Origin of the sequence: Pseudophaeobacter sp. TrK17, assembly GCF_042192375.1 — a bacterium.
In the GTDB taxonomy this organism is placed as follows: Bacteria; Pseudomonadota; Alphaproteobacteria; order Rhodobacterales; family Rhodobacteraceae; genus Pseudophaeobacter.
On the sequence record NZ_CP071700.1, the window covers coordinates 749,178 to 774,367 of the forward strand.

General features: G+C 58.5%; 27 protein-coding genes. 13 read left to right on the plus strand and 14 right to left on the minus strand.

Features of this window, described 5'->3' with window-relative positions:
* Positions 1-32: 32 nt before the first annotated feature.
* The 9 genes from pal (at position 33) to folD (ending at position 8,931) form a co-directional block, all read left to right on the plus strand.
* Positions 33-533 carry a peptidoglycan-associated lipoprotein Pal gene (pal, locus tag JZI28_RS03500; protein ID WP_295447621.1) on the plus strand — a complete coding sequence of 167 codons (501 nt, stop codon included), beginning with the start codon at positions 33-35 and terminating at the stop codon, positions 531-533.
* Between the two features lie 13 nt (positions 534-546).
* Entirely contained in the window at positions 547-1,380 is an 834-nt protein-coding gene (locus JZI28_RS03505; RefSeq protein WP_375700074.1) for a tol-pal system YbgF family protein, read from the plus strand.
* Positions 1,371-2,654, plus strand: a complete 1,284-nt coding sequence (gene tilS / locus JZI28_RS03510; protein WP_375699255.1) for a tRNA lysidine(34) synthetase TilS — start codon at positions 1,371-1,373, stop codon at positions 2,652-2,654. The genes JZI28_RS03505 and tilS overlap by 10 nt, the downstream gene beginning before the upstream one ends.
* 75 nt (positions 2,655-2,729) lie before the next feature.
* Positions 2,730-4,652: an ATP-dependent zinc metalloprotease FtsH gene (gene ftsH, locus JZI28_RS03515; RefSeq protein WP_375699256.1), complete on the plus strand. Its 1,923-nt coding sequence runs from the start codon at positions 2,730-2,732 to the stop codon at positions 4,650-4,652.
* A gap of 268 nt (positions 4,653-4,920) precedes the next feature.
* Entirely contained in the window at positions 4,921-5,496 is a 576-nt protein-coding gene (locus JZI28_RS03520) for an MOSC domain-containing protein (RefSeq protein ID WP_297339292.1), read from the plus strand.
* 187 nt (positions 5,497-5,683) lie between these two features.
* Positions 5,684-7,360 (plus strand): formate--tetrahydrofolate ligase, encoded by a 1,677-nt coding sequence (locus JZI28_RS03525; RefSeq protein ID WP_295447633.1) that lies wholly within the window; start codon positions 5,684-5,686, stop codon positions 7,358-7,360.
* 60 nt (positions 7,361-7,420) lie between these two features.
* Positions 7,421-7,726, plus strand: a complete 306-nt coding sequence (locus JZI28_RS03530; protein WP_297339294.1) for a chorismate mutase — start codon at positions 7,421-7,423, stop codon at positions 7,724-7,726.
* A complete protein-coding gene (locus tag JZI28_RS03535; RefSeq protein ID WP_297339295.1) occupies positions 7,723-8,007 on the plus strand; it encodes a hypothetical protein in 285 nt (94 codons plus the stop codon). Before JZI28_RS03530 ends, JZI28_RS03535 begins: the two co-directional genes overlap by 4 nt.
* A 21-nt stretch (positions 8,008-8,028) precedes the next feature.
* Positions 8,029-8,931, plus strand: coding sequence for a bifunctional methylenetetrahydrofolate dehydrogenase/methenyltetrahydrofolate cyclohydrolase FolD (gene folD, locus JZI28_RS03540; protein WP_375699257.1), 903 nt, complete (start codon positions 8,029-8,031; stop codon positions 8,929-8,931).
* A gap of 62 nt (positions 8,932-8,993) precedes the next feature.
* Here folD and JZI28_RS03545 read toward each other — a convergent pair whose 3' ends face one another.
* Together JZI28_RS03545 and JZI28_RS03550 are read right to left on the minus strand one after the other, a co-directional pair.
* On the minus strand, positions 8,994-9,518 hold the full coding sequence (locus JZI28_RS03545; protein WP_375699258.1) for a hypothetical protein: 525 nt from the start codon (positions 9,516-9,518) through the stop codon (positions 8,994-8,996).
* A 15-nt stretch (positions 9,519-9,533) separates the two neighbouring features.
* Complete coding sequence (locus JZI28_RS03550; RefSeq protein WP_375699259.1) at positions 9,534-9,932, minus strand: DUF2306 domain-containing protein; 399 nt, start codon at positions 9,930-9,932, stop codon at positions 9,534-9,536.
* Positions 9,933-10,074: 142 nt separating this feature from the next.
* Here JZI28_RS03550 and JZI28_RS03555 point away from each other — a divergent pair, with 142 nt between their 5' ends.
* Complete coding sequence (locus tag JZI28_RS03555; protein WP_375699260.1) at positions 10,075-10,836, plus strand: LytTR family DNA-binding domain-containing protein; 762 nt, start codon at positions 10,075-10,077, stop codon at positions 10,834-10,836.
* A 9-nt stretch (positions 10,837-10,845) separates the two neighbouring features.
* On the opposite strand, the gene JZI28_RS03560 is transcribed toward JZI28_RS03555, so the two are convergent.
* Both JZI28_RS03560 and JZI28_RS03565 read right to left on the minus strand, forming a co-directional pair.
* The gene (locus JZI28_RS03560; RefSeq protein WP_297339300.1) at positions 10,846-11,253 is read right to left on the minus strand and encodes a PaaI family thioesterase; all 408 of its coding nucleotides are present in this window, start codon (positions 11,251-11,253) and stop codon (positions 10,846-10,848) included.
* A 202-nt stretch (positions 11,254-11,455) separates the two neighbouring features.
* Complete coding sequence (locus JZI28_RS03565) at positions 11,456-12,112, minus strand: MarR family winged helix-turn-helix transcriptional regulator (RefSeq protein WP_375699261.1); 657 nt, start codon at positions 12,110-12,112, stop codon at positions 11,456-11,458.
* Positions 12,113-12,250: 138 nt separating this feature from the next.
* Between JZI28_RS03565 and JZI28_RS03570 the strand changes: the two genes are divergently transcribed.
* A complete protein-coding gene (locus JZI28_RS03570) occupies positions 12,251-13,774 on the plus strand; it encodes an MDR family MFS transporter (RefSeq protein WP_295447658.1) in 1,524 nt (507 codons plus the stop codon).
* Positions 13,775-13,984: 210 nt separating this feature from the next.
* Entirely contained in the window at positions 13,985-14,470 is a 486-nt protein-coding gene (locus JZI28_RS03575; protein ID WP_353398564.1) for a DUF4405 domain-containing protein, read from the plus strand.
* Between the two features lie 86 nt (positions 14,471-14,556).
* On the opposite strand, the gene JZI28_RS03580 is transcribed toward JZI28_RS03575, so the two are convergent.
* The 3 genes from JZI28_RS03580 to JZI28_RS03590 are packed head-to-tail and all read right to left on the minus strand — an operon-like array spanning position 14,557 to position 16,427.
* A complete protein-coding gene (locus JZI28_RS03580) occupies positions 14,557-14,967 on the minus strand; it encodes a hypothetical protein (RefSeq protein WP_375699262.1) in 411 nt (136 codons plus the stop codon).
* Complete coding sequence (locus JZI28_RS03585) at positions 14,968-15,123, minus strand: hypothetical protein (protein WP_375699263.1); 156 nt, start codon at positions 15,121-15,123, stop codon at positions 14,968-14,970. It lies immediately after the preceding gene.
* Entirely contained in the window at positions 15,120-16,427 is a 1,308-nt protein-coding gene (locus tag JZI28_RS03590) for an ATPase (RefSeq protein WP_295447667.1), read from the minus strand. Before JZI28_RS03590 ends, JZI28_RS03585 begins: the two co-directional genes overlap by 4 nt.
* 549 nt (positions 16,428-16,976) lie before the next feature.
* Here JZI28_RS03590 and JZI28_RS03595 point away from each other — a divergent pair.
* Complete coding sequence (locus tag JZI28_RS03595; protein ID WP_375699264.1) at positions 16,977-18,320, plus strand: methyl-accepting chemotaxis protein; 1,344 nt, start codon at positions 16,977-16,979, stop codon at positions 18,318-18,320.
* A 99-nt stretch (positions 18,321-18,419) separates the two neighbouring features.
* On the opposite strand, the gene JZI28_RS03600 is transcribed toward JZI28_RS03595, so the two are convergent.
* From JZI28_RS03600 to JZI28_RS03630, 7 genes are read right to left on the minus strand one after another with little or no spacing between them, the layout of a single operon-like run.
* Complete coding sequence (locus JZI28_RS03600) at positions 18,420-18,926, minus strand: prepilin peptidase (protein WP_297339306.1); 507 nt, start codon at positions 18,924-18,926, stop codon at positions 18,420-18,422.
* A 2-nt stretch (positions 18,927-18,928) separates the two neighbouring features.
* Positions 18,929-19,780, minus strand: a complete 852-nt coding sequence (locus JZI28_RS03605) for a tetratricopeptide repeat protein (protein WP_375699265.1) — start codon at positions 19,778-19,780, stop codon at positions 18,929-18,931.
* 28 nt (positions 19,781-19,808) lie between these two features.
* On the minus strand, positions 19,809-20,417 hold the full coding sequence (locus JZI28_RS03610) for a tetratricopeptide repeat protein (protein WP_295447678.1): 609 nt from the start codon (positions 20,415-20,417) through the stop codon (positions 19,809-19,811).
* Between the two features lie 2 nt (positions 20,418-20,419).
* Positions 20,420-21,400 (minus strand): type II secretion system F family protein, encoded by a 981-nt coding sequence (locus tag JZI28_RS03615; protein WP_297339309.1) that lies wholly within the window; start codon positions 21,398-21,400, stop codon positions 20,420-20,422.
* 10 nt (positions 21,401-21,410) lie between these two features.
* Complete coding sequence (locus JZI28_RS03620) at positions 21,411-22,379, minus strand: type II secretion system F family protein (protein WP_297339310.1); 969 nt, start codon at positions 22,377-22,379, stop codon at positions 21,411-21,413.
* 2 nt (positions 22,380-22,381) lie between these two features.
* Entirely contained in the window at positions 22,382-23,821 is a 1,440-nt protein-coding gene (locus JZI28_RS03625; protein WP_295447687.1) for a CpaF family protein, read from the minus strand.
* 41 nt (positions 23,822-23,862) lie between these two features.
* Positions 23,863-25,101 carry a CpaE family protein gene (locus tag JZI28_RS03630; RefSeq protein WP_375699266.1) on the minus strand — a complete coding sequence of 413 codons (1,239 nt, stop codon included), beginning with the start codon at positions 25,099-25,101 and terminating at the stop codon, positions 23,863-23,865.
* Between the last annotated feature and the right edge of the window lie 89 nt (positions 25,102-25,190).

The window sequence follows — 25,190 nt, forward strand, 5'->3', positions numbered from 1 at the left end:
AGGGCTAAGAAACCAAAGGAAAAGACACTGTCATGAGCGGTTTTAAGAAGGCATTTGTGCTTGTTGCGGCCTTGGGGCTTTCAGCCTGTAGTAACACCTCCTGGGACGATACCGGAGCGGGCGGCGCAGGCGGTCCTGGCGGCATTGGCTCCAACCTGGATCCGGCCAGCCCCGCCTATTTTCAAGAAACCATCGGGGACCGTGTGCTGTTCCTGGTGGATCAGTCGAGTTTGAACCCCACAGCGGAAGCCATCCTGCAAGGCCAGGCGCGCTGGTTGACGGCCAATCCAGATTACACCGTCACCATTCAGGGCCATGCCGATGAACAGGGGACGCGGATCTACAACCTGGCCCTGGGGGAGCGTCGCGCCAATTCCGCGCGGGAGTATTTGATCTCGCAGGGGATTGCCGGCTCACGGATCCAAGTGGTCAGCTACGGCAAGGAACGCCCGCTGGAGATTTGTTCTGCCGAAAGCTGCTATGCCAAAAACCGCCGTGCCGTCACCGTGCTGGCGGGTGGATTGACGGGGTAACATGATGCGTCTGATGCGAGCGGCCTTTCTTGTCGGTGCTTTGTTTGGGACTTCGGTTCTGGTCTCACCGGCCTTTGCACAGGATCAGCAAACCCTGGCGGACATCCGTCAGGAGCTGACCGTGTTGCACGTGGACATCCAGCGTCTGAAGCGCGATCTGTCGACCACAGGCGGGGTGAATTCCACCGTGGCCGCCAGCAGTTCTGTTCTCGACCGGGTTGGGGCAATTGAGGCTGGGTTGCAGCGGCTTACGGCGCAGACCGAGCAGCTAGAGTATCGCATCAACCGCATTGTTGCCGATGGCACCAACCGGATTGGCGATCTGGAATTCCGCCTGGTTGAGCTGGAAGGGGGCGATATCGGAGCCCTGGGCGAGACCAGCACCCTGGGCGGCGAAGAAGCCCTGGCGGCTGGCGGCACATCGGGCGGCGGCCAGGCGGCCACTGACAGCGGCAGCGAACTGGCGGTTGGGGAACAGGCCGATTTTGACCGGGCAATGCAGGATTTGGACGCGGGCTCCTACCAGGTGGCGGCGGAAAAATTTGCAATCTTCACCCAGTCTTATCCCGGCAGCCCGCTGGCACCAAAAGCCGATTTCAGCCGTGGCAAGGCGCTGGACGGGCTGGGGGACACGCGGGAAGCGGCGCGCGCCTATCTGGCCTCCTTTACTGGCGATGCAAATGGCCAGACCGCGCCAAAGGCGCTGTTTGAATTGGGCGCCGCCCTGGGGCGGCTTGGGCAGCTTGATCAGGCCTGCATTACCCTGTCAGAGGTGGGCGTGCGGTTTGCGGGGGGCGATATGGTCGCGCCGGCTGAGGCCGAAATGACCGCGTTGGGATGCTCTTGACGCAGCCCAATGCGGCTGGCGGTTTGGGCAGGGATGATTTGGTGAGTGCCCTGCGCCAGCAGTTTCCCCCACCGCTGCCTGCGCGCATCGGCATCGCGGTGTCCGGCGGCGGCGATTCCGTCGCGCTGATGCATCTTCTCAAAGACTGCTTTTGCGATGACCCGGTCGAGCTGATGGTGGCAACCGTCGATCATCAGTTGCGCCCCGAATCACGGCAAGAGGCCGAAGAGGTTGCGCAGATGGCGCAACAGCTTGGTCTGCGCCATGACCTTCTGACCTGGGGCGAGGGGCCTGAGCCTACAGGGAACCTGCAGGATCAGGCACGCCGCGCCCGGTACGCGCTGTTGACCGCCTGGGCGCGGCAAAACGGCATTCCGGTTTTAGCGCTTGGCCACACCGCGGATGATCAGGCTGAAACGGTAATTATGCGCCTGAAGCGGGCCGCTGGGGTGAATGGCCTGGCCGGTATGGCGCGGCGGCGAACACAGGATGGGGTCTCCTTGCAGCGGCCGCTGTTGGGTCTGCGCCGCAGCGACCTGCGGCGCTACTTGCGGGCTATGGGACGGAGCTGGATTGAAGACCCGTCAAACGAAGATGACACTTATGACCGGATCAAAACCCGCAAGGCGCTGGCTGTTCTGGAAGATCTGGGACTGACAGTGCCCGCTTTGGTCACCGTGGCGCAGAACATGGGTAAGGCGCAGACCGCTTTGGGGTGGTATGCCTTCTTAACAGCGCGGGATCTTGCTGAAATCAAGGCCGGTGCGGTGGTTTTTGAGCTGCGAAAATTTCGAACTCTGCCGGATGAGATCTCGCATCGGTTGATGGTTCAGGCACTTTTATGGGTTTCTGGTGGCCAATACGCGCCGAGGCGACAGCCGATGATCGAAGCTGTCGCTATTGCGCAACGGGGCGGTTCATCCACCCTGGCGGGCTGCCGCATCCTGAGCCACCGGGACAAAATCTGGATTTGCCGGGAAGCTGCCACCGTGCAACAGGCGGCTGGCGATCCTGGTGAGGTGTGGGATCAGCGTTGGCGGGTTTTTGCAGGAAAATTAGAGTCTTGCGAGGTGCGCCCCCTGGGTGCGGCGGGGGTGAAGCTCTGCCCCGACTGGCGGGCAGAGGGCTGTCCTGCGCCGGTTCTGGAAGTCACCCCATCGCTGTGGCGGGAGGGCAATCTGATGGCCGCGCCACTGGCTGGATTCGCCAATGGATGCAGTGCAGAACCGATAAATAGTGCAGAAGAGTTCTTCGCATCGCTTTTATCGCATTGAACCTGCCTGAATGTTCCTTATTTTATGCGCAACGAGGGCGTCCTGAGAGGATGCCCGGATATTAGGAGATATTCCTTGGGTAACGCACGTAACATCGCCTTCTGGGTTGTTCTGTTCGTCTTGATTCTGGCGCTGTTCAATCTGTTCAGTGGCTCAGGCGGTACGATGCAGAGCAATGAGCGCTCTTTCTCGGATTTTGTCACCTCGGTGGAAGCTGGTCAGGTCAGCACCGTGGTTCTGGATGGCGAGCAGGTTCGCTTTTCCAAGTCCGATGGTCAGAAGTATGTGACCATCCGGCCGTCGGATGCGGAAGTCACAAAGCTGCTGATCGACAACAACATTCCGGTGCGCGCTGAAAAGCAGCAGCAGTCTGGATTCCAGTCTTTCCTGATCACCCTCTTGCCCTTTGTGCTGTTGATCGGTGTCTGGATCTATTTCATGAACCGGATGCAGGGCGGTGGCAAAGGCGGGGCCATGGGCTTTGGCAAATCCAAGGCCAAGATGCTGACGGAAAAGCACGGTCGCGTCACCTTTGACGATGTTGCTGGTATTGATGAGGCCAAGGAGGAACTGGAAGAGATCGTCGAGTTCCTGCGCAACCCGCAGAAATTCTCGCGGCTCGGCGGTAAGATCCCTAAGGGGGCACTGCTGGTGGGCCCTCCCGGTACTGGTAAAACCCTGCTGGCCCGTGCCATCGCAGGGGAGGCCGGTGTGCCGTTCTTCACCATCTCCGGTTCTGATTTTGTTGAGATGTTTGTTGGCGTGGGTGCATCCCGGGTGCGCGACATGTTTGAGCAGGCCAAAAAGAACGCGCCTTGCATTGTGTTCATCGATGAAATCGACGCCGTGGGCCGCCATCGTGGCGCCGGCTATGGTGGCGGCAATGACGAACGTGAGCAGACGTTGAACCAGCTGCTGGTTGAAATGGACGGGTTTGAAGCCAATGAGGGCGTCATCATCCTGGCTGCCACCAACCGTAAAGACGTGCTGGATCCTGCCTTGCTGCGTCCGGGTCGTTTTGACCGCAATGTCACCGTTGGCAATCCCGACATCAAAGGCCGGGAAAAGATCCTTGGCGTGCATGCCCGCAAGACCCCGCTGGGGCCTGACGTGGATCTGCGCATTATTGCCCGCGGCACACCTGGGTTTTCGGGGGCGGATCTGGCCAATCTGGTCAATGAATCTGCCCTGATGGCAGCTCGCGTTGGCCGTCGCTTTGTCACCATGGAGGATTTTGAAGCCGCCAAGGACAAGGTGATGATGGGGGCCGAGCGTCGCTCGATGGTGCTGACCCAGGACCAGAAGGAAAAGACCGCCTATCACGAGGCAGGCCATGCGGTTGTTGGCTTGAAACTGCCGGAATGTGATCCCGTTTATAAGGCGACGATCATTCCCCGTGGTGGAGCCCTGGGCATGGTTGTGTCGCTGCCGGAGATGGATCGCCTCAACTGGCACAAGGATGAGTGTAATCAGAAGCTGGCCATGACCATGGCAGGCAAGGCGGCTGAAATCATCAAATACGGCGAAGACCATGTGTCGAACGGTCCTGCGGGCGATATCCAGCAGGCCAGCCAATTGTCCCGCGCGATGATCATGCGCTGGGGGATGTCCGATAAGGTGGGTAACATTGACTATGCTGAAGCCCATGAGGGCTACAGCGGCAATACCACCGGCTTCTCTGTATCGGCTCATACCAAAGAGCTGATCGAGGAAGAGGTCCGTACCTTCATTCAGAACGGCTATGACCGCGCCTTTGAGATCCTGACAGAGTATAAGGACGAATGGGAGCGCCTGGCGCAGGGGCTGTTGGAATATGAGACCCTGACCGGAGATGAGATCAAGCGGGTGATGAAGGGCGAGCCGCCGCATGAAAAGGGCGACGATTCGGATGAGGATCAGGGAAGTTCCTCGGTCACAGCCATTCCGAAAGCCAAGCCCAAGAAACCCTCCTCAGATGGGGAAACTGATTCGGGCCTGGAGCCGGAACCAACTTCCTGAGGTCCTTGAACCGCACTAAACGTAATAAACCCCGGGATGCTGCATTGGCGTCCCGGGTTTTTTCGTTTGGCGGTGTTCTTTAACGATCTACGCTTTGGCTGGCTTTGGGGGTGGCGCAGCGGCGGCGGGCAGCTAAAGCTGCCCGCCGCCGCTGCGCCCGGGTCGGATCGCTAAGCGATCCGACCCGAAAGAGGGCTTCCTCTTGCTGGGGATAGTCTTATTGTCGCCAACAAAAGCCTACGTGGTATCTGGGGAAAAGGGGCGAGACATGCCGGTATTGTTGGAAACAGAATTCAAAGGTGAAGTGGTCTGGGCTGGGGAAACCGGTGCCGATAGCGGTATTGCGTCCACGCAAGTGGCGGCTCTGACGCTTGGTTTCCACGGGGTGAGCGGGGAACGTCACCAGGGTGAAAAACGCGCTTCTTGTGTGCGTATGCGCAACCTCTACCCAGAAGGGACCACCATCCGGAACGTGAGACAGCTGAGCATCCTGTCAGAGGAGGAGCTGGCGCTGATCGCGGCGGATATGGGGTTGCAACGGGTCGATCCTGCCGCCCTGGGGGCCAACCTGGTGCTGCGTGGTATCCCGGATTTCACCTATGTGCCGCCCGCGTCACGGCTGCAGGGGCCGGATGGGGTTACCCTGACCGTGGACATGGAGAACCGCCCCTGCATCTTTCCGGGGCGCGAAATTGACAAAGATCACGCAGGTTTTGGCCCCAAGTTCAAACCTGCGGCGCGTGGGCGCCGGGGAATCACTGCCTGGGTTGAGCGCCCGGGGCAGTTGAAACGCGGCGACAGCCTGCAGCTGTTTGTTCCAGATCAGCGCGCCTGGGCGCCCTAGGGGCAACCCATCGGGGACAGAACTTTCGTTTTGGCAACTTTCGTTCCCTCAAACTTTGGGGGGACGCCGCTTCACGGCCGGAAAATGTCGGAAACCACGCGCGCAAGCTGCCACATTCTGACTAAATCTGAGACAGAACCGGTAAATTCAGGCCGGTGTTCGTTTTCTCACATTCAGGAACCAGGCCATGAGCTACAAGAGTGACATCGAGATCGCCCGCGAGGCGAATAAGCTCCCGATCCAAGAGATTGGTGCCAAAATCGGAATTTCGAGCGGTGATCTGCTGCCCTATGGCCACGATAAGGCCAAGGTCAGCCAGGAGTTCATCAACTCGGTGCAGGACCGTACCGATGGCAAGTTGATCCTGGTGACCGCGATCAACCCGACGCCTGCGGGTGAAGGCAAGACCACCACCACCGTGGGGCTGGGCGATGGCCTGAACCGTATTGGCAAAAACGCCATGGTCTGCATCCGTGAGGCCTCGCTGGGGCCAAACTTTGGCATGAAGGGCGGCGCTGCTGGCGGCGGCTATGCACAGGTTGTGCCGATGGAGGAGATGAACCTTCACTTTACCGGCGATTTCCATGCCATCACCTCGGCGCATTCGCTGCTGTCAGCGATGATCGACAACCACATCTACTGGGGCAACGAATGCGACATCGACATCCGTCGCGTCGCCTGGCGTCGTGTGGTCGATATGAACGACCGCGCCCTGCGTCAGATCACCGCCTCCCTGGGTGGCGTGTCCAACGGTTTCCCACGTGAAACCGGGTTTGACATCACCGTGGCCTCCGAGGTCATGGCGATCCTCTGCCTGGCCACCGACCTGAAAGACCTGGAAAAGCGTCTTGGCGACATCATCGTGGCCTACCGCCGCGACAAAACCGCCGTCTACTGCCGCGACATCAAAGCAGAAGGCGCCATGACCGTGCTGCTGAAAGACGCGATGCAGCCAAACCTTGTACAGACCCTGGAAAACAACCCAGCCTTTGTACACGGCGGTCCTTTTGCCAATATCGCCCATGGCTGTAACTCGGTCATCGCCACCAAAACCGCGCTGAAAGTCTGCGACTACGTTGTGACCGAAGCGGGCTTTGGTGCTGATCTTGGTGCAGAAAAGTTCATGAACATCAAGTGCCGCAAGGCCGGTATCGCGCCGTCGGCTGTGGTTCTGGTTGCCACCGTGCGTGCGATGAAGATGAACGGCGGCGTTGCCAAGGCCGATCTGGGCGCTGAAAACGTCGAGGCGGTGAACAATGGTTGTGCCAATCTGGGCCGCCACATCGAGAACATCAAAAGCTTTGGTGTGCCTGTTGTTGTTGCCATCAACCACTTTGTCACTGACACCGAGGCCGAAGTTGACGCGGTCAAAGCCTATGCAGAAACCCATGGTGTTGAGGCGGTTCTGTCGCGCCACTGGGAGCTGGGTTCGGAAGGCTCCGCGCCGCTGGCCGAGAAAATTGTTGAAATCGTCGATACCGGATCTGCCAACTTTGCGCCGATCTATCCTGACGACATGTCACTGTTCGACAAGATCGACACCATTGCCAAGCGCATCTACCGCGCGGACGAAGTGCTGGCTGACAACAAGATCCGCAACCAGCTGAAAGAATGGGAAGAGGCAGGATACGGCAACCTGCCGGTCTGCATGGCGAAAACCCAGTACTCCTTCTCGACCGACCCAACCCTGCGCGGCGCGCCTGTTGGCCATTCGGTTCCGGTTCGCGAAGTACGCCTTTCGGCTGGGGCTGGTTTCATCGTCGCAGTCTGCGGTGAGATCATGACCATGCCGGGTCTGCCCCGCACTCCTGCAGCAGAGAATATCTGCCTAAATGACGACGGCCAGATCGAAGGCTTGTTCTAAGACGCAAAATGCGCAATCTGCGGCCCGAGAGACCTTCTCGGGCCGCAAGAGTTTTTAGTGATGACACATCTGATCCCTCCGCAACACTGCGCTGATATGAACGAGCTGCGTGGCCAGATCGACGATCTGGACAAAATGCTGGTAGAGCTGCTGGCAACACGCGCTGGCTATATCGATCGGGCAGTCGAGTTGAAGACGCTTAATGGCTGGCCCGCAAGGATCCCCGCACGTGTCGAAGAGGTCATCGCAAATGCCCGCGCCAAGGCAGGGCAAGCTGGACTGGACCCGGATCTGATTGAGGATCTCTGGCGCCAGTTGGTGGAATGGTCGATCATGCGAGAAGCTCGCGTGATCCATGAAGCATGAGAGGACGCGATCGTTCGAAAACTCCTGAAAGCAGTCAGGAAAAGGGTGCCAAGATCACCTTTGTTGCCATCGCACTGATATTTGTTTCTTTGGTGTTTGTTGTTCTAGGTGGTGTCCTTGGAGCCTGGGTGCAATCAACATTGGGCCTGACTTTCCAAAGAGCTTTAGGAGGGCAGCTCGGCATGTGCGCTGGTGCAATAGCATCCTTGGCTATTTGGAAGCGTTTTCTTCGCTGGGCAGGAGTTTCCATCGAGCCAGAACGTCAAGAACACAAACGTTGAATCACGATAAGGATGACAACAATGGCAGCTAACATCATTGACGGCAAAGCTTTCGCCGCCACAGTACGCGAAAAAGTGGCCGGTCACGTCGCCCGCCTGAAAGAAGAGCACGGTATCACCCCCGGCCTCGCCGTGGTACTGGTGGGCGAGGATCCCGCTTCTCAGGTATATGTGCGCTCCAAGGGCAAGCAGACTGTTGAGGTCGGCATGAACTCCTATGAGCACAAGATGGAGGCCGATACCTCGGAAGAGGATTTGCTGGCGGTGATCAATGGGCTGAACAATGATCCTGCCGTGCATGGTATTCTGGTGCAGCTGCCGTTGCCCGATCATCTGAACGAAGACCTGATCATCAATTCCATCGCGCCGGAAAAAGACGTGGACGGGTTCCATATCTCCAACGTCGGCCTGCTGGGGACAGGACAAAAGTCCATGGTGCCCTGCACCCCGCTGGGCTGCCTGATGATGCTGCGTGACTATCACGGCAGCCTCTCTGGCATGGATGCGGTGGTGATTGGCCGCTCCAATATCGTCGGCAAGCCGATGGCTCAGCTGTTGCTGGGCGATAGCTGCACCGTCACCATCGCCCACAGCCGTACCAAAGACCTGCCAGAGGTGGTGCGCCGTGCCGATATCGTGGTGGCCGCTGTGGGTCGCCCTGAAATGGTGCCGGGCGACTGGATCAAAGAAGGCGCCACCGTCATCGACGTTGGTATCAACCGCATCCCGGCGCCGGAAAAGGGCGAAGGCAAGATGAAGCTGGTCGGCGACGCTGATTTTGCCAGCTGTTCGGAACGTGCCGGTGCCATCACCCCGGTTCCCGGTGGCGTTGGCCCGATGACCATTGCCTGCCTTTTGGCCAATACGGTTACCGCCTGCTGCCGCGCCAATGGTCTGGCAGAGCCCGAAGGCCTGACCGCCTGATCCTGCCGACCTTTTGGATTTAAAACCAGCAGGGCGCCCTAAACAGGGGGCCCTGTGTTGTTTCAGGCCAAAGCTGCGCCTCTGGTGCTGGGCCAGGTCAGGATGCGCAGGGGTCGCCCCAGAAAACTGCCAGAGGCCAGCCCCAGCAGGGCCGGGAACAGGATCTGATAGACCAGCCCTGCGGTCAGGTCCGGCGCCACAGCGGCAAAGACGCCATTGGCAAAGTTGGCCCAGAACAACAACATCATGACGCAGAGGCTCAGCCATTCTCCGGTGACCTCAGCCCGCAGCCCGGTGCGGGTGATGATCCAGCGCCCCTGCAGCCGATACCCGCCAAGGATACCACAGAGATAGGCCAGGCCCCAGGCGGTTACGGCCAGCTCGGGGCGTTGTTGCGCCATCAGGGTAGGGACGGTGGTCAGCGCTATCAGTGGCATCAGGAAATAGGGCAGGATCGAAATTTTGCGGTCCCGGCTACAGAAAATCCCCAGTCCAATCAGCAAAAACAGCAGCGGCCAGATCCAGATCGGGGCGCCCGTTATAATGCCGGTCACGATGCCAGGCAGAAATTCAGTTAGAAAGTTCATCATCATATTCCTTGTTCAAAGACCAAAAACAACGGCATGCATCAGCCGCCCAGGCAGCAGGGTAAAAACGCCAGCCGCCGTCAAAGAGCCATAGGTGAGCCAGGTCATCACCCGGCGGTGCCTGCCCCTGCGCTTGCCGCGCGCGGCAGAGACAGCCACGACCAGCGACACCAGGGTCACCAGAGACAACAGGTGGATGGGGCTGAAGCCGCCAATCAATTGGATCTCCTGGATCCAGAAACTCGACAGGGCGACGCAGGCCATGAGCAAAACCCAAGCCCAGCCAAGGACCCTGTGCAGGCGATTGCCGCGCACCAGGGTGAACAGGGCGATGGTCAGCGGGATAAGGGCCAGGGCGGCACAGGCGTGAACCTGAATGGGCCAGGGCACAGAGAAAAGCGGTGAAAGTGTCATTGGAGGTCCATGGTTGATATCTGCCCTCAACCCATGGCAATTTCAGCGCAATATCGGCAAAGTGATTTACGCCAGAGGCCGGATGGCTTCGTGAAATGCAGGGAATTTTGTGGAAATGTCATTCACGATGCGCCAACAACCGATGACAGTTTGGCTGCTTTTGCTCTGGGTTCTGGTGACGATTTTTGCCGCCTCGGCCGGACCCTTTGGCACCTTTGAAGGCCTGGGGTTTGGGGGGCGCCTTGGATATTGGGCCGTGATTGTGGGCCTGTCGATCTGTCTGACCCGGTTGCAATTGCATCTGTTGCGCGGTCGGCCACAGATCCTGCGCTTTGCCAGCCAGCTGCCCTATGGGTTGGCGCTGGCGGCGATTGCCCACGGCATGAATATGGTGATCTTTGCAAACTGGGGCGGCTGGTCCGATTTTGGCTTTTTGGCCCTGGTGACGCTGAGTGTTGTTTTGATGATTGAGGCGGCGGTGTTTCTGGCCCGCAGCTATGCCCAGCCGGTTGTGCCGCCGGTGGTCCCGCCGACAGCTGAGCCCGACAACCCGGCGGCACCGCCTGATCCCGGTGCTGATTGTGAACCTGACCCGGCGGTTCTGTTCCAGCGCCGTTTGCCACTGGACAAACGCGGCGCTTTGATCCGGCTGGAGGCGCAGGATCACTATTTACTGGTGGTCACCGATCGCGGCAGCGACACCCTGTTGTTGCGACTTGGCGATGCCGCTGACGAGCTGGCTGAGGTTGGGGTGCGGGTGCATCGCTCCCATTGGGTCAGCTGCGCGCAGGTGCGCGGGCACAGCCGCCAAAAGGGCCGTGATTTTCTCAAGATGGCCGATGGGCAGCAGGTACCGGTTAGCCGCAGCTACAAAGAGGCCGCGCAGGCGGCGGGCCTTTTCTAGAGCCCTCCTTTAGGGCTCAACCGGTATCATGGTGCCTTGCAGCACGGCGATGAGTTTCTCCTCTTGGCCGGTGACGGCATGCACCTCGGCGCTGACCACAACAAGCCGGCGCCCCGGTTTGATCACCCGGCCCGTGGCGCGCAGATAGTCCCCGGCGCCGGGGGCCAGTAGGTTGACCTTGATTTCGGCTGTCATCACCTCCTGATCTGGTGACAACAGGGTGAGCGCCGAATAGCCCGCAGCGCTATCCCCTATGGCAAAGGTCAGCGCAGCATGGGCAAAGCCCTGCTGTTGACGGCTGGTGGCCAGGATGGGGGCTGTGATCACCACCTCTCCGGGGGCAATGCTGCTGAGACTGGCCCCGAGGGTTTCCATCATGCTCTGACGGGCAAAGCTGTCGCGAATGCGCTGTTCCAAAGGCGGGTCCTTTTGTTGCAAGTCGTGAATGTTCAAACGCCAAGCCTAAAGCAGGACAGGGCGCCTGCGCAGGTGACGCTGCGTGCCGATCAAGCGCGCAATGGCCTGCGGGCGGTGCAGCCCTGCATAGCCGCAGGGTGACAGCAGGGGCATTGTCTTACGCATCGTGACCCGCTCCTGGGCTGGGGGCTACGGCAGGTTGTCAGGTGGTGTCGGGATCCTTGGCAAGTTGCTCGGCGATGGCCTTGATTTCCTCCGGGAACCGGGTTCGGCCAATGGGGCCGGCCTCTTCCGTCCATGCGGCGAAGCGTTCGAACAGCGGTACAAACAGCGCGAGCTCTTCCTCGCTCCAGCCGGACAGGAATTCCCCGAGGATCAGAAACTTGAAGCGGCGCACAGCCTCGATGATGGCAGTGCCGCGGTCTGTCAGCTCTACCAGAGTGCGGCGGGCATCGCGCTGGCTGGCGGTGCGCCTGGCCAGCCCGCGCGCAATCAGGTCACTGACAACGCGCGAGGCGCGCGAGGGGTCTATGCGCAGGCGGGTGGCGATGGTGGCCACCATTACCTCTTCGGTTTCGTCGTCGCCGCCAAAGGCGCTGGCCGGGGCCCAGATCGCCATCATTACATCCAGCTGCGCTAGATCGATTTCATCGTCCAGCCCAAAGGCCGCCAGGGCCGCCGCGCCCAGTTCGCGCTTGTTCACCCGGCGCCGCCAGTGCTGCAGGACGCCATCGACCTCCAGTGCGGCTGTTCCGGTCCGGCTGTCAATTCCGGCCTGTTCCAGAAATTGCGTCAGTTCAGTGTCGCGTCCGCCTATAGCTCCGCCCTCCCGGTTGCTGACGCCCGCTGGGATCGTCATGTGAAAAATACATGCCGTTGACATGTAATTGCTAATATCATACATCTGCCACCAACAGATGAGCCGTTGCAGGACAGATCGCAAGCAGTCCGTTGGGATGGCATCTTTCCAGTCCACGGCCAGAGCAAGGATTATCATGTGAACGGACCAATCCCAAGTCCTCCCGCGCCCCTGGATGACCGGCAGCTGAAACTGATGATCGGAGCCATCGCTTCGGTTCTGTTTATTGCTTCGCTGGGGCAGACCGTGGTGACCACCGCGCTGCCCACCATCCTCAGTGAGCTGGGGGGGCTGGCGCAGATTACCTGGGTGATTACGGCCTATCTGATGGCGGCAACGGTGGGGGCGCCCATCTGCGGCAAGCTGGGCGATCTGTTTGGGCGTAAACCGGTGATGCAGGGCGGCATTGCGGTGTTTTTGCTGGGGTCGTTGATTTGCGCGCTGGCGCCCAACCTGTGGGCGCTGGTCGCAGGGCGGTTCGTACAGGGGATTGGCGGCGGCGGTTTGATCGTGGTGTCGATGGCCACCGTGGCCGATATGGTGCCGGCGCGGGAGCGGGGCCGCTATCAGGGGCTTCTGGGCGGCGTTTTTGCGGCCTCCACCGTGGTGGGGCCTTTGGCCGGGGGCTTTATCGTGCAGCATTTTGCCTGGGAGTGGCTGTTTCTGTTGAACTTGCCCCTGGGGCTGGCAGCTTTTGTGGTGCTTTCGCGCTCCCTGACCTCGGTGCCGACTGGTCGGCGTCCCTCAATTGACTACGCGGGGGGGCTGAGCCTGGCCCTGCTGCTGTCCTTGGCGGTCATCTCGGCAAGCCTGGGGGGCAGCGTTCTGGCCTGGAACAGTGCCGAGATGCTGGGGCTTTTGCTGGCGACGGCTGTGGCGTTGCTGGCCTTTGCGGTGATCGAGACACGCGCGGCAGAGCCGATTTTGCCCCTTGGGCTGTTTCGGATCAACACCTTCCTGGTGTCAAACGCAGTGGGGTTGATTGTCGGCTCTGCGATGTTCGGGACGATTGTTTTTGTCCCCTTCTTCATGCAGGTGGTCAAGGGCATGTCGCCGGCGCTGTCGGGCATGTTCACCTTCCCGATGATGATCGGCATCATTCTGGGCTCGACTATTTCGGGGCGTATCATGGTGCGGACCGGGCGGTATCGCCGGATGCCAACAGTGTCTACGCTGGTGCTGGCCGTAGCCATGGCCTCTTTTGCGCAGATGACCACCCAGACGGCCGATTGGTGGATCGCCGTATCCATGGTTCTGACCGGGCTGGGGATTGGACCTGTGATGGCAGTCGGGGTGACGGCAATCCAGAACGCAGTCCCTGTCTCTATGGTGGGGGTGGGCACGGCCAGCGCCAATATGTTTCGCATGATCGGCGGCTCGGTGGGCACAGCAGTGTTTGGTGCGGTCTTTGCTGCAGGTCTGACGCGGGAGCTGGGCGGCGCGCTTGGCGGGGTAAATCCGCGCAGTCTTAGCAAGGATGCCATTGCCGCAATGCCGCCTGAGCTGCGCGAGATGGTGGTGAGTGGCATCGCACAGGCTTTGCATCCTCTGTTCTGGGCGGCGGCCGTGATGGCCTGTCTGGCCTGCTTGATTTCGCTGTTTCTGACAGAAATCCCCTTGGAGGATAGACTGGCCCCCAGGGGCGCGGACGCCGCTGAATAGCGACCGGGCCTGCGGCAGCTGAGGCGGCAAGTGCTGTGCCGCCCAAAGGTCAGGCCGCAGTCATTTTCCCTTTGGGCCGGAGTGGCACCGGATTAAGACAGAGGCCCCAGACGGCACGGCAATTTGTGCGCCATTCTGGCAAAGAGGCGCGACGGAAACCTGGTGGCGCTGCGTTCAGACCTAAAGCAAGTCAAATACAGGAGCTTAATGATGTCTGCGTTACGCACATGGGCCACGCCACTGACCGTCGCAACCTTCCTTTTTATGGGGATGACGGGGATTTTGATGTTCTTTCATCTGGATAGCACGTTGAACAAACTGCTGCACGAATGGGGCGGCTGGCTGATGGTGGGGGGCGTACTGGCGCATCTGGTGCTGAACTGGCGTCCCTTTACCAGCTATCTGAAACGTCCCATCGGCCAGGGCATCATCGGGCTGGGGGTGGTGGTTCTGGCGCTGTCCTTCTGGCCGGTTTCCAGCGATGGCAGCCCGGTGCGCCATCTCATGCAGGCGGTGGCGCAGTCGGATGTTGCCACGGTCATCGCGCTGAGCGGCCAGCAGCTGGATGCGGGACTGGAGGCGCTGGCGGCAGCAGGGCTGCAGGCCGATCGCACCACCACCATGGCAGAGCTCACCGGTGGCGCGCGCGGGGTGCAAATGCAGGTGATTGATGTGTTGTTTACCGCGGGCGAATAACCACCCCTTGGCCGCTGCAGCGCGGCGTTTGGCCCGGCTCTGCGGCAGTCTGCAGCGGCGCTGCCAAATGGCTGCAGGGGCAGGGCTCAGCTAACAGGAAAGCAGTATTCGATCCGGTATTGTTCAAGCAGAGATACGAAAGTATTCGATTTTTCAGGGCTCTCCAGCTTCTCATGCAGAATAAAGAAACTGGTTTTGTCCTTGTAAACATAGCTGTCTGCCCCCTCTCTGGGGGAGGGGGTGAAGGGCGGTTTAGGGGTGCGGCGCATTGCCATTTCGTGGCGGGCAAAAGACCCTTTTGCCATGGTGAACACCATGATGGCGGCGCCTTTTCCATCGCCATAATCGGGGATCCAGGCGGAGCGGTGTCCGTCGCGGTCTGGGTCCTGCAGCTGCAGATCCTTCAGGTTGAGCAGAAAGGAAGACCACAGGACCTTGCCGTGGTCCTGCCAGTCTTCATAGACATAGGTGGTGAGGCTACAATGCTGCAGGCGCACTTAATGTCGGCGTTCTGCGGTCTCATGAAAGCCAGCGGCTTCCACCTGGGCGGCCAGGGCTTGCCTGTGGGTGTCCGCCAAAGCAAAGGAGGCCCCAAGGGCTGTCTGACCTGCCAGCAAAGCAACACCGAGACGGGCCAAGGATGCCACCGTCATTTGACGATATGCTCGTCTTTGACAAACATATTGGCCCAGGCGCGGTCGATCAGATCTGGTGACATCTGATAGGGAATGCCTTCGAATTCACAAATCGCAATCATCTGGTCGATCAGGAAGATCGGCTGATAGTTGGCGTAGACATTGTCGATGGTCGGGTATTTTGCTTTCAGCAAATGCACCAGCGCGGTCTCGTCCAGGGGCATACCGCGTTTGCGCGCCACCATGGCAAAGATCTTGAGGAAGTTTTCCTGGCTAGGGCCGTCGATCTTGATCTTGAAGAAGATCCGCCGCAGCGCCGCCTGGTCAAAGATCTCATTGGGGTGAAAGTTGGTGGAAAAGATCACCAGGGTGTCAAAGGGCACCTCAAATTTTTCCCCCGATTGCAGGGCGAGGATATCCTTGTTTTCTTCCAGCGGCACAATCCAGCGGTTGACCAAGGTCTGCGGCGGTTCCGCCTGGCGGCCAAGGTCATCGACGATGAAGATGCCACCGGCGGATTTCAGTTGCAGCGGCGCCTGATAGGTGCGGGCCGTTGGGTTGTAGACCAGATCCAGCATATCCAGCGTCAGCTCGCCGCCGGTGATCACCGTGGGGCGTTCGCATTTCACATAGCGGCTGTCAAACCGTTTGGGGCGGCGCAGGGCGTTTGGATCCTCTGGCGCCTCTTCGATCAAGGTATGCACGATTGGGTCATAGACGGTGATCACCTGGCCAGCATATTCAATAGCACGCGGCACATAGACGTGATCGCCCAGGGCGTCGCGGATCCCGTTGGAGATCGAGGATTTACCGTTGCCGGGCGGGCCATACATCAGGATCGAGCGGCCAGCGCTGACGGCGGGCCCCAGATGGTCCAGCAGGCTGTTGGGCAGCACCAGATGGCCCATGGCGCTGACCAGCTGATCCCGTGTCACCATGATATTGCGGATCGACTGGCGTTTGATCTGTTCGCGGTAGACATCCAGCGGCACCGGCATGGCGCCAAAATACTCTGATTGGCTCAGCGCGTCCTGTGCACGCGCCTTGCCCGCATCGGTCAGCTGATAGCCCATCTCATTACCGCTATTGGCGTTGAGCGTGCCGGTGGCCTCCAGCAGTTTTTGCTCGCGGGCCATGTCGATCAGCTCTTGTGTTACCGGCATCGGCAGGCAGATCGCCTCGGCCACTTCGCTGACCACATTGACGTTCTTGCGGAAAATCGTCTTGAGCAGGATGTCCCGCATCATCACGATGGGTAGCTGCATCTGCTCTAATCCCTTGGGGGTTGGAGGTGCAGTGACGGGGCTGTTTTGCATGTTCATCTGGTGGCCTGCTCATCTGATCGCGAAGGTGCCGGGGCCTGCACAGGGCAGGGGGGGCTTGCGCAACAGTCTATTCACCACTGCGGCAAGACTGAGGCAAAGCCAGAGCAATTTAGCGGTGGAGTAGGGCAGATTTGAAATGGATTGCAGCCAATAGCTGAAGCCAGCCGCAGGGGGCATCGTCAGCGCGGCTGGGGGGGGGAAATACAGCGTTCCGAGGTTCTGTCGACAACACAATGGTGCAAGGGATGGGAGAGCTTGACATTAACCAAAATGGCCTCGGCTGTATTTGGTTCGCAAAGGTCTATTTTGTCCAAATGATTCTTAAAATGTACAGCTGTGGTCATGGCCTGACTGTACTTATTAGGGGAAACAGCTCTCGCTCCTATACGAAAGAGGGGTCAAATACGCCAAAATCTCTACCCTGAGGTGAAGTAAGGAGTGCTACTACTTCTCAGCGCAGTGTTCACATACTGCTCATTTGTAAAGTGTTGTTATCTTGGGAAAAGGTTGATGAAAATGTTCAGGTCAAAAAGACGCGCAGAAGTCATGGAACTGGCAGAAAAACGATCCTTTATGGACGTTATCGACCGTACTCAAGCGGTTATTGAGTTTAAGACAGATGGAACGATCCTGAAGGCCAATGACAATTTTCTATCTGCGCTGGGCTACGATCTGGATGAGATCGTTGGCCACCACCATTCAATGTTTGTCGACCCTGAGTACGTCAAGACAGAGAGCTACAGCGCTTTCTGGAAGGACCTCGCTGCGGGTGAATTTTTCACCGATCAGTTTCCAAGGGTGACCAAGAGCGGAGATGAAATCTGGATCCAAGCCACCTACGCTCCTGTTCTGGCCGCTGACGGAACTGTCGACTACGTTATCAAGCTCGCCACGGATGTGACCCAACGCAGAAAAGATACCGAAGACATCGCCAATGGTTTGGCAGCAATGGCCAGTGGGGATCTCGCACACCATGTTCAGGTATCGAGCATGGAAGACCTGAGCGTTCTGGGCAGCTCGCTGAACCAGGCAATGAAACAGCTTTCACAGGCCATGGATACTGTCAAATCCGTGTCAGTGGCTGTGTCCTCCACAGCTCACGAAATCAACGGATCAACATCGGACTTGTCCAACCGCACAGAAACCCAGGCGGCAACCCTGGAACAAACCGCTGCTGCGCTTGAAGAACTGACAGCCACCGTACGCTCTGCTGCTGAGGGCGCAAAACAGGTCGAAGACATTGTTGCCAACGCAACTGCGGCAGCCAAAGGCAGCAACCTGGTTGTGCAAGACGCAATCGTGGCCATGGATCAAATCCAGGGATCCTCGGACAAAATTTCCCGTATCATTTCAGTCATTGATGACATCTCCTTCCAGACAAATCTTCTGGCGCTCAATGCCGGGGTCGAAGCGGCCCGCGCAGGCGACGCCGGACGTGGCTTTGCCGTGGTTGCCTCAGAAGTTAGGGCGCTGGCGCAACGATCCACAGAGGCGGCTGGAGAAATCAAACAGCTGATCTCAGAAAGTTCCAATCATGTGAGCCAAGGGGTTAAGCTGGTTGGGAAAGCCGGGGTTGAGCTGAATGCGATTATCGAGAATGTCGGCAATATTTCCGGGCATGTGTCTAATATCGCTCGCGGTGCACAGGAACAGTCGATCACACTTGAAGAAATCAATACCGGTGTAAGTCAGCTGGATGCGGTGACGCAGCAAAACGCAGCCATGGTGGAAGAAACGACGGCGGCCAGCCAAATTCTGGCAAACGATGCAGCAAATCTGGCGCAGCAGGTGGATAAGTTTAACACCCAGGCTGGAAACGTCGTAAAGATGCCTTCGGCTGCTGCTTCAGGTGGGACACACCGGTATGACCGGGTTGCTTTTGGAACCTGATACGCCATTGCGACATCTGCGCCTGAACCCGTTTTTTTAGGCTTCATTGCGCGCTCTTGGCGATTTTACGGGCGCAGATTTTTCGAAACCCTGGCGGCACTATTGTCCAAAGAATGCCACCAGGGTCAGATAGATCGCCAGAGTGCCGCCAAGGCAAAAGCCCATGGGGAAGTTCTTGCCGACACTCCAGCTTTGCCATTGCGGCGCCAGGCGGCTGAGCGGCGTGTGTTTGGCCAATCTATGGGTCGCAAAGGCGGCCAGCAGGTTTGCTGCATAGATCATGATCAGGGCAGGGAGGTCGGCCAGCACCACCAGTGGCGCGGCAGCACCAATGAATTTGGCGTCTCCCCCGCCCATGACGCCAGCCGAGAAAAACAAAAAACCGATGGCAACGCCAATAGGCAGATGCAGCAGCTGCCAGCCATAGTCGGCCCAGGTCGGCATGATAAACAGCCCCAGGATCACATAGACCGCGCCCAGGATGTCATTGATCCAATTGGGAATGCGCATCGTGGACAGGTCGGTGTAGGCAGCCGCAAAACACAGCGGCAACACAAAGGGCAAAAACCAACGCGCCACCTCTGCCGATCCGGCCATAAGCTGCATGATCAGCTGTTCTCCAAAGCGCTCAGCGCCTTGGCGGCGGCTTCAAAATACTGCGGATGGGTGGCAACCGCTTGGCGCAACAGGCCCTCGCCAATTTTGACATCGCCCTGTTTGACTGCCGAAAGTGCCAGTGTGTGCAATAACTTGGCCTGTTCTGTCTGTGTCATGGAGATCACCGGCAGATCGTAGTTGCGCTGGGCGCCACGGGCCAGAACCAGGTTGTTTTTGGCGGTGAACAGGCTTTGGTCCTGGTGGATTGCTTCGCCAAACAAACGCTCTGCTTCGCTGTAATCGCCACGGGTCAGCTTGGAATAGCCCCAGTTGTTCATGATCTTGGCAGGCCGGGTGATGAGCCCAACAGCGGTTTCATAAAAGCTATCGGCGCGTTTCCATTCCTGATTGGCATCGGCCACCATGGCTTCCAGGCGATAGCGCTGGTAGGTTTCATGGGTCGGGGGGATCGCATTCAGGGCGGCTTTTGCCAGATCCCAATCGCCGATACGGATCAACGAGTCCGCGAGCCCAAGACGATCTTCACTGGTGACCTCGGGCATGGCAACAACCTTTTTCCAGGCTGCGGCGGCTTCGGTGTTGCGCTTGGCCCGGATCAAAGAGATCGCCAGACCACGCTGCATATCGATCCGTTCGGGGTTGCTTTTCACACTGTCCCGGAAATAGTTCACCGCCTGATTTGGATCGGCCACGGTCAACATCACATCATTGAGATTGGTTTCATCAATGACATTTACGTCCTGAAGGGCGCGTTCGACGGTTTCTTCACCGTCCTGTTTACCACAGGCTGACAGCGCAACGGCGCCTGCCAGACATGCAGATACTAGAAATACGTGGCGCATGTTCCTGCGTCCTTTTTCTGCTCAGCCTCTAGAGGTCGGGGTTTTTGTGAAGCGCATAGCTTCCCCCGCCTTGTTGCACCAACTTGTACGCGTTGTTTTCTGTGCTTTGCCCGTCACTATGAGGGGTATTTTCATTTTTTTCGAGAGCCAAGCGCAAATTATCCCGGATTGCGTCACTTTCGCCATTGTTCAGCGCAAAGGCCCGCTTGAGGATCTGCACCGCCTCAGCGGTTTTGCCCCGTTCCATCAGCACAATGCCTAGGTTGTTATGGGGCTCGGCCCAGTCGGGGGCCTGTTTGACCGCGCGCCGTAGCAGCTCCTCTGCCTGCCCCATTCGGCCAAGACCGAGATTGGCCGAGCCCAGGCTGGACAGGATCTCCGGGGTCAACCCATGGTCCAATGTGGCGCGGGTAAAGGCATCCAGCGCGAGGTCGTATTCCTGGGCAGCCATCAAACGGTGGCCGACCACGAGCGGGTCTTCCCCTTCTTGGCGGCTGTCGATGCCTGGTGCCCAGCTGTTGGAATTTTTCTGTGAGAGGCCCGCCGGAGAACAGCCAACCGCCACCAATGCAAAAGCAAAGGCGGCGGCGCGCGGTACATATTGGCGAACAGGGATACCCCGTTCGAATTTCGTCATCATCAGTTGCCTGCATTGCCCATATTGGTGATGTTCTGCACCGATGGGCCAACCAGAATGATCAGCAGCGGTGGAACCGTCAGCATCATTGTGGCAAGGGTCATCTTCACTGGCAACTTATTTGCGGCCTCTTCGGCCCGCATCACGCGTTTGTCCCGCATTTCCGCGGCATAGACCCGCAGTGCCTCGGCGATCGAGGTGCCAAAGGCGGCAGATTGGATCATCACGGTGGTAAAGGAGGAGATATCCTGCACGCCACAGCGGGTGCCCATGTCGCGTAGCACCTTTTCCTTGTCTTTACCGGCCTTCATCTCATGGGCGACAATGTCGAATTCATAGGCAAGCTGCGGGTAGGAGGCCTTGAGCTCGGAAGCGACGCGGACAATGGATTGATCCAGTGACTGACCTGCCTCAACGCAGACGAGCATCATGTCCAGAGAATCCGGGAAACCGGATTCGATTTCTTCTTTGCGTTCGGCAATGCGGCGGGTGACCCAATATCTGGGCAGCATATAGCCGGCGCCACCTGGGCCAATGATCCGAATGACCAGCGCCTGGGTTTCGAATTCAAAACCGGCGTTCATCACGTAGACATAGAACAGACCCGCAGCGAGCCCGATGAGGCCAAAGGCCATTTGGGCGAAGTGAAAAATCCGCACAGCATCCTTTGAGTGATACCCCGCCTGGCGCAGTTTCAGCTCCATCGCCGACAGTTCCTCGGCGTTCTGTGGCTCCAGGAAACTGGCAAATTTCTGCAACTGTTCGTTGCGGTTGTGCTGACGCAGGCGTTCTTTTTGCGGTGTTTTCCGGCTGTCCGTGGACAGGTCCCGTTGCAGTTTCTTCAGTGGATCTTCGGGCTGGTTGAGCAGCAGAAGCGCTGCAATGACCACCATCAGCAAGCCCAAAAGGCCCAGCACCAGCAGCGGACCAAAGGCACCAAACTGATCCGTGAGATAGGTTTCGATATTGGCAAAGATGCTCATGGTCTCCTCCTCACACTTTGATGTTGGTTAGGTGGCGCATCACAAACAGGTTCACCGTCAACATGATGCCGACAAAGAAACAGGCTGGAATGAACCAAGGGTGCCCCATCACTTCGTCGTAATAGGTAGGATCCCGGAGCAGGGTGACCATTAGGGCCAGCAGCGGGAAGGCCGAGAGGAATTTACCTGACCATTGTGCCTCGGCTGTGATGGCCTTGACCCGGCGAAACAATCGGAACCGGGCTCGGATCACCTTGGCCAGACCGGCCAGAACCTCAGCCAGGTTGCCGCCTGATTGCTGCTGAATGGTCACCGCAACGGACAAAAAGCGCAGATCCTGAATATCAAGCCGTTCGGCCATTTCTTTCAAGGCCTCACCAATATCCCGGCCATAGGCGCTTTCATCGGCAATGATGCCAAATTCGGTGGCCAGGGGATCTTCGATTTCATGCGCGACGATTTGCACGGTCGAGTTGAACGGGTGGCCCACCCGCAGGCTGCGCACCATCAGCTCCACCGCATCTGGCAGTTGCTCTTCGATCATGGCCATGCGTTTGCTGGCCTTCCGGTTGACCCAGAAAAACACCCCGCCCACACCCATGACTATCGCGGCCAGAACCCGTAGGGGCAGGGGGGTATTGGTGCCGATGCTGAGGCCAAAAAAGGCAAGGGTGGCGACCCCTGCCATGATCATCATCAGCTGTTTGGGACTAAAGGCGATGGCCGCCTTTTGCGCCTTTTCGGCCAGAATGGAATAGAGCGGGATGGTCTTGGATTTGCCATGCTGGCCCAGTTCCTTGCGCAGCTGCTCCAACACTTGTTCGCGGCTGCTGCCCTTTTCCATCATTTCCAGACGGCGATTGACCTGATTGTTCAGCCGAATGGATTTGCCAAAGGCAACCAGATAGATGCCTTCGACCAGCACCACCACACCGACAAAGATCAGGATATAGATGACCGGTTCTGCACTCAGTTGCATCTTCAGACCTCCACTTGGCTGGGTTCATAAATTGAAGATGGCAGGTCATAGCCCCAAAGACGGAAGCGCTCGGAATAGTGGCTGCGCACGCCGGTGGCGGTGAAATGGCCGATGATCTTGTTGTCGGGGGTCAGGCCGACGCGCTGGAAGCGGAACAGCTCCTGCATCGAGATCACATCGCCTTCCATGCCGGTGATTTCGGTGATCGAGGTCATCCGACGCGAGCCATCCTGCAGACGCGAGGCCTGTACAATGACGTTCACCGCAGAAGAGATCTGACTGCGCACCGCCTTGATCGGCATTTCCATGCCGGCCATGGCGATCATGTTCTCCAGTCGGGAAATGCCATCGCGCGCCGAGTTGGCGTGGATTGTGGTCATGGATCCATCGTGGCCAGTGTTCATCGCCTGCAACATGTCGATGACTTCCTCGCCACGGGTTTCCCCGACGATGATCCGGTCCGGACGCATCCGCAGGGCGTTTTTCAGACAATCCCGCGGCGAGACTTCGCCTTTGCCCTCAACATTGGGCGGGCGGCTTTCCATCCGTCCCACATGGGTCTGTTGCAGCTGAAGTTCCGCAGTATCCTCGATCGTCAGAATACGTTCGGCGTTATCAATAAAGGACGAAAGCGCGTTGAGCGTGGTGGTTTTACCAGACCCGGTCCCGCCTGACACAATCACATTGAGCCGGGTTGAAACGGCAGCCTGAAGATAAGCGGCCATTTCTTCGGTGAAGGCACCAAATTCAACCAGGTCATCAATGCCCAGCTTGTCTTTTTTGAACTTCCGAATCGACACCAATGAGCCATCGACCGCAACCGGCGGCACCATGGCGTTGAAGCGCGAGCCATCAGCCAGACGGGCATCCACATAGGGGTTGCTCTCATCCACCCGACGGCCAACAGCCGATACAATCTTGTCGATGATCCGCATCAGGTGCTTTTCATCTTTGAAGGCAATGTTGCTCAGCTGCAGTTTACCGCTGCGTTCGATGAAAATCTGGTGCGGGCCGTTGACCAGAATGTCGCTGACGGTTTCATCCTGCAAAAGCGTCTCAAGCGGGCCCAGGCCGGTTACCTCATCATAGAGCTCTTTGTTGAGCGTCATGCGGTCTTCACGGTTGAGCACGATACCCTTTTCTTCAAGGATTTCAGCGGCAATGGCAGAAATTTCGCCGCGCAGCTCTGCTTCCGGGGCGGTTTCCAGGGCAGCCAGGTTGAGGTTTTCCAGCAAATCGCGGTGCAGCTGAACCTTGATCTCGCTCAGACGTTCCTGGCGCTTGCGCTCCTTGTCATGGGCGGAGGCTTCGGCAGCAACGCGGGTGATCGGACGCCGCAGGCTGGGTTTTGCAGCCGGGCTGGGCGTCGCTGCTGCAGCGGCTTCGACGACCGGTGCTGCGGCCTTTGGCTTGGATGGTTGTTTCTTGTACTTCGAAAACATGAGAGACCCCCCGGGTACTCAGTAAAATGGGACGGTAGAGGCTAGGCTGCTGCCTCGGCCTCGCTGGCCCCCAAGTCGTGCAGGGAGCGGGCCAGTTTGGCGATTTCCTTGCGCAGGGGGTTCTTGGCGTTTGATGTTGCCAGTGGCAGCCCGTGATCGCAGCTTTGGGTGATTGGTTTGCCACCATCGGGCAGTTGCAGGTCAATGGAGATGCCAAGGCTTTCGGCCATGCGTTTGACCCGGCTTTTGCCGCTGAGGTCGGTGAATTTTGGTGCCCGGTTCAGGGCAAAGCGCAGTTTGTCAAAGGGCAGGCCTTCGGATTGCAGGGCCCGTTTCAGGCGCAGGGCGTTCTGGGCCGAGCGCATATCCAGCTCGATCAGAGCAAAATAGACATGGGCCATCTGCAAAATGGTTTCCGACCACTGCACCAGCGTATGGGGCATGTCGATGATGACAAAATCAAAATGACTGCGGGCCATTTCCACCACCCGTTCGATGTCTTCCACTGAGATGAATTCCAGCGGGATCATGTCACTGGGCGCGGTCAGAACCTGCAGTTTTTCCTCAAAGGGCAGCAGCGCCTGGCCAAAAATATCGGCATCCATCTCTTCGGTTTCGCTCCACATCTCCATCACGACCTCGCGGCGCGGCAGATCGAGATAGGTCGAAATCGATCCCTGCTGCATGTCAAAGTCCAGCAGGCAAACCGAAGGTGCCTTTTGGCTGCTCATCTCGGCGAGCTCCCAGGCGAGGTTCACCGCCAGCGTGGTCGAGCCAGTGCCACCGGCCAAGCCGTGACAGACGATAACCGCGCCTTCACGGCGGGCATCCGGTTGCAGAGCATGTGGATTGTTTTGCGCTGCTGGCTCGGGCTCGGGTGTGCTGAGCCGGTCAATGGCGGCCTGCAATTCGCGCTCTGGCAGCGGATAGGGAATAAACTCATCGGCCCCCTGTCGCAGCAGGGTGTGCAGGGCGGCGGGGCTGACTTCCTCGGCGATCAGAATCACCTTGATGTCGCGGGCCTTGGCCTGAGTGATGATTTCGCCCATCTGCGCCAGGTTGGCTTCGTCTTCACTGTCCATTGCCAGGGCGACAAATTCCAGGGTTTCGGCTTCGGGCTGGGCAAAAAAGGCCAGGGTTTCGTTAAACCCAAGATCGCCCCAGGCCTCGCCCAGTGCTGTTTCCATGTCTTCAATCAAGAGGTCGAAATTCTGCACGTCGCGGCTGATTGTGCAGGCAACAATGGCAGCTGTTTCAGTTTGTGGCATTTCACCGCTCATCGACATCATCCTCTTGGTTCCAAAGCGGTCTGGCAAACGACGGATTGCCTGACTGCTTCTGAGGATCAATGTCGGTGAAGATCTGGGCG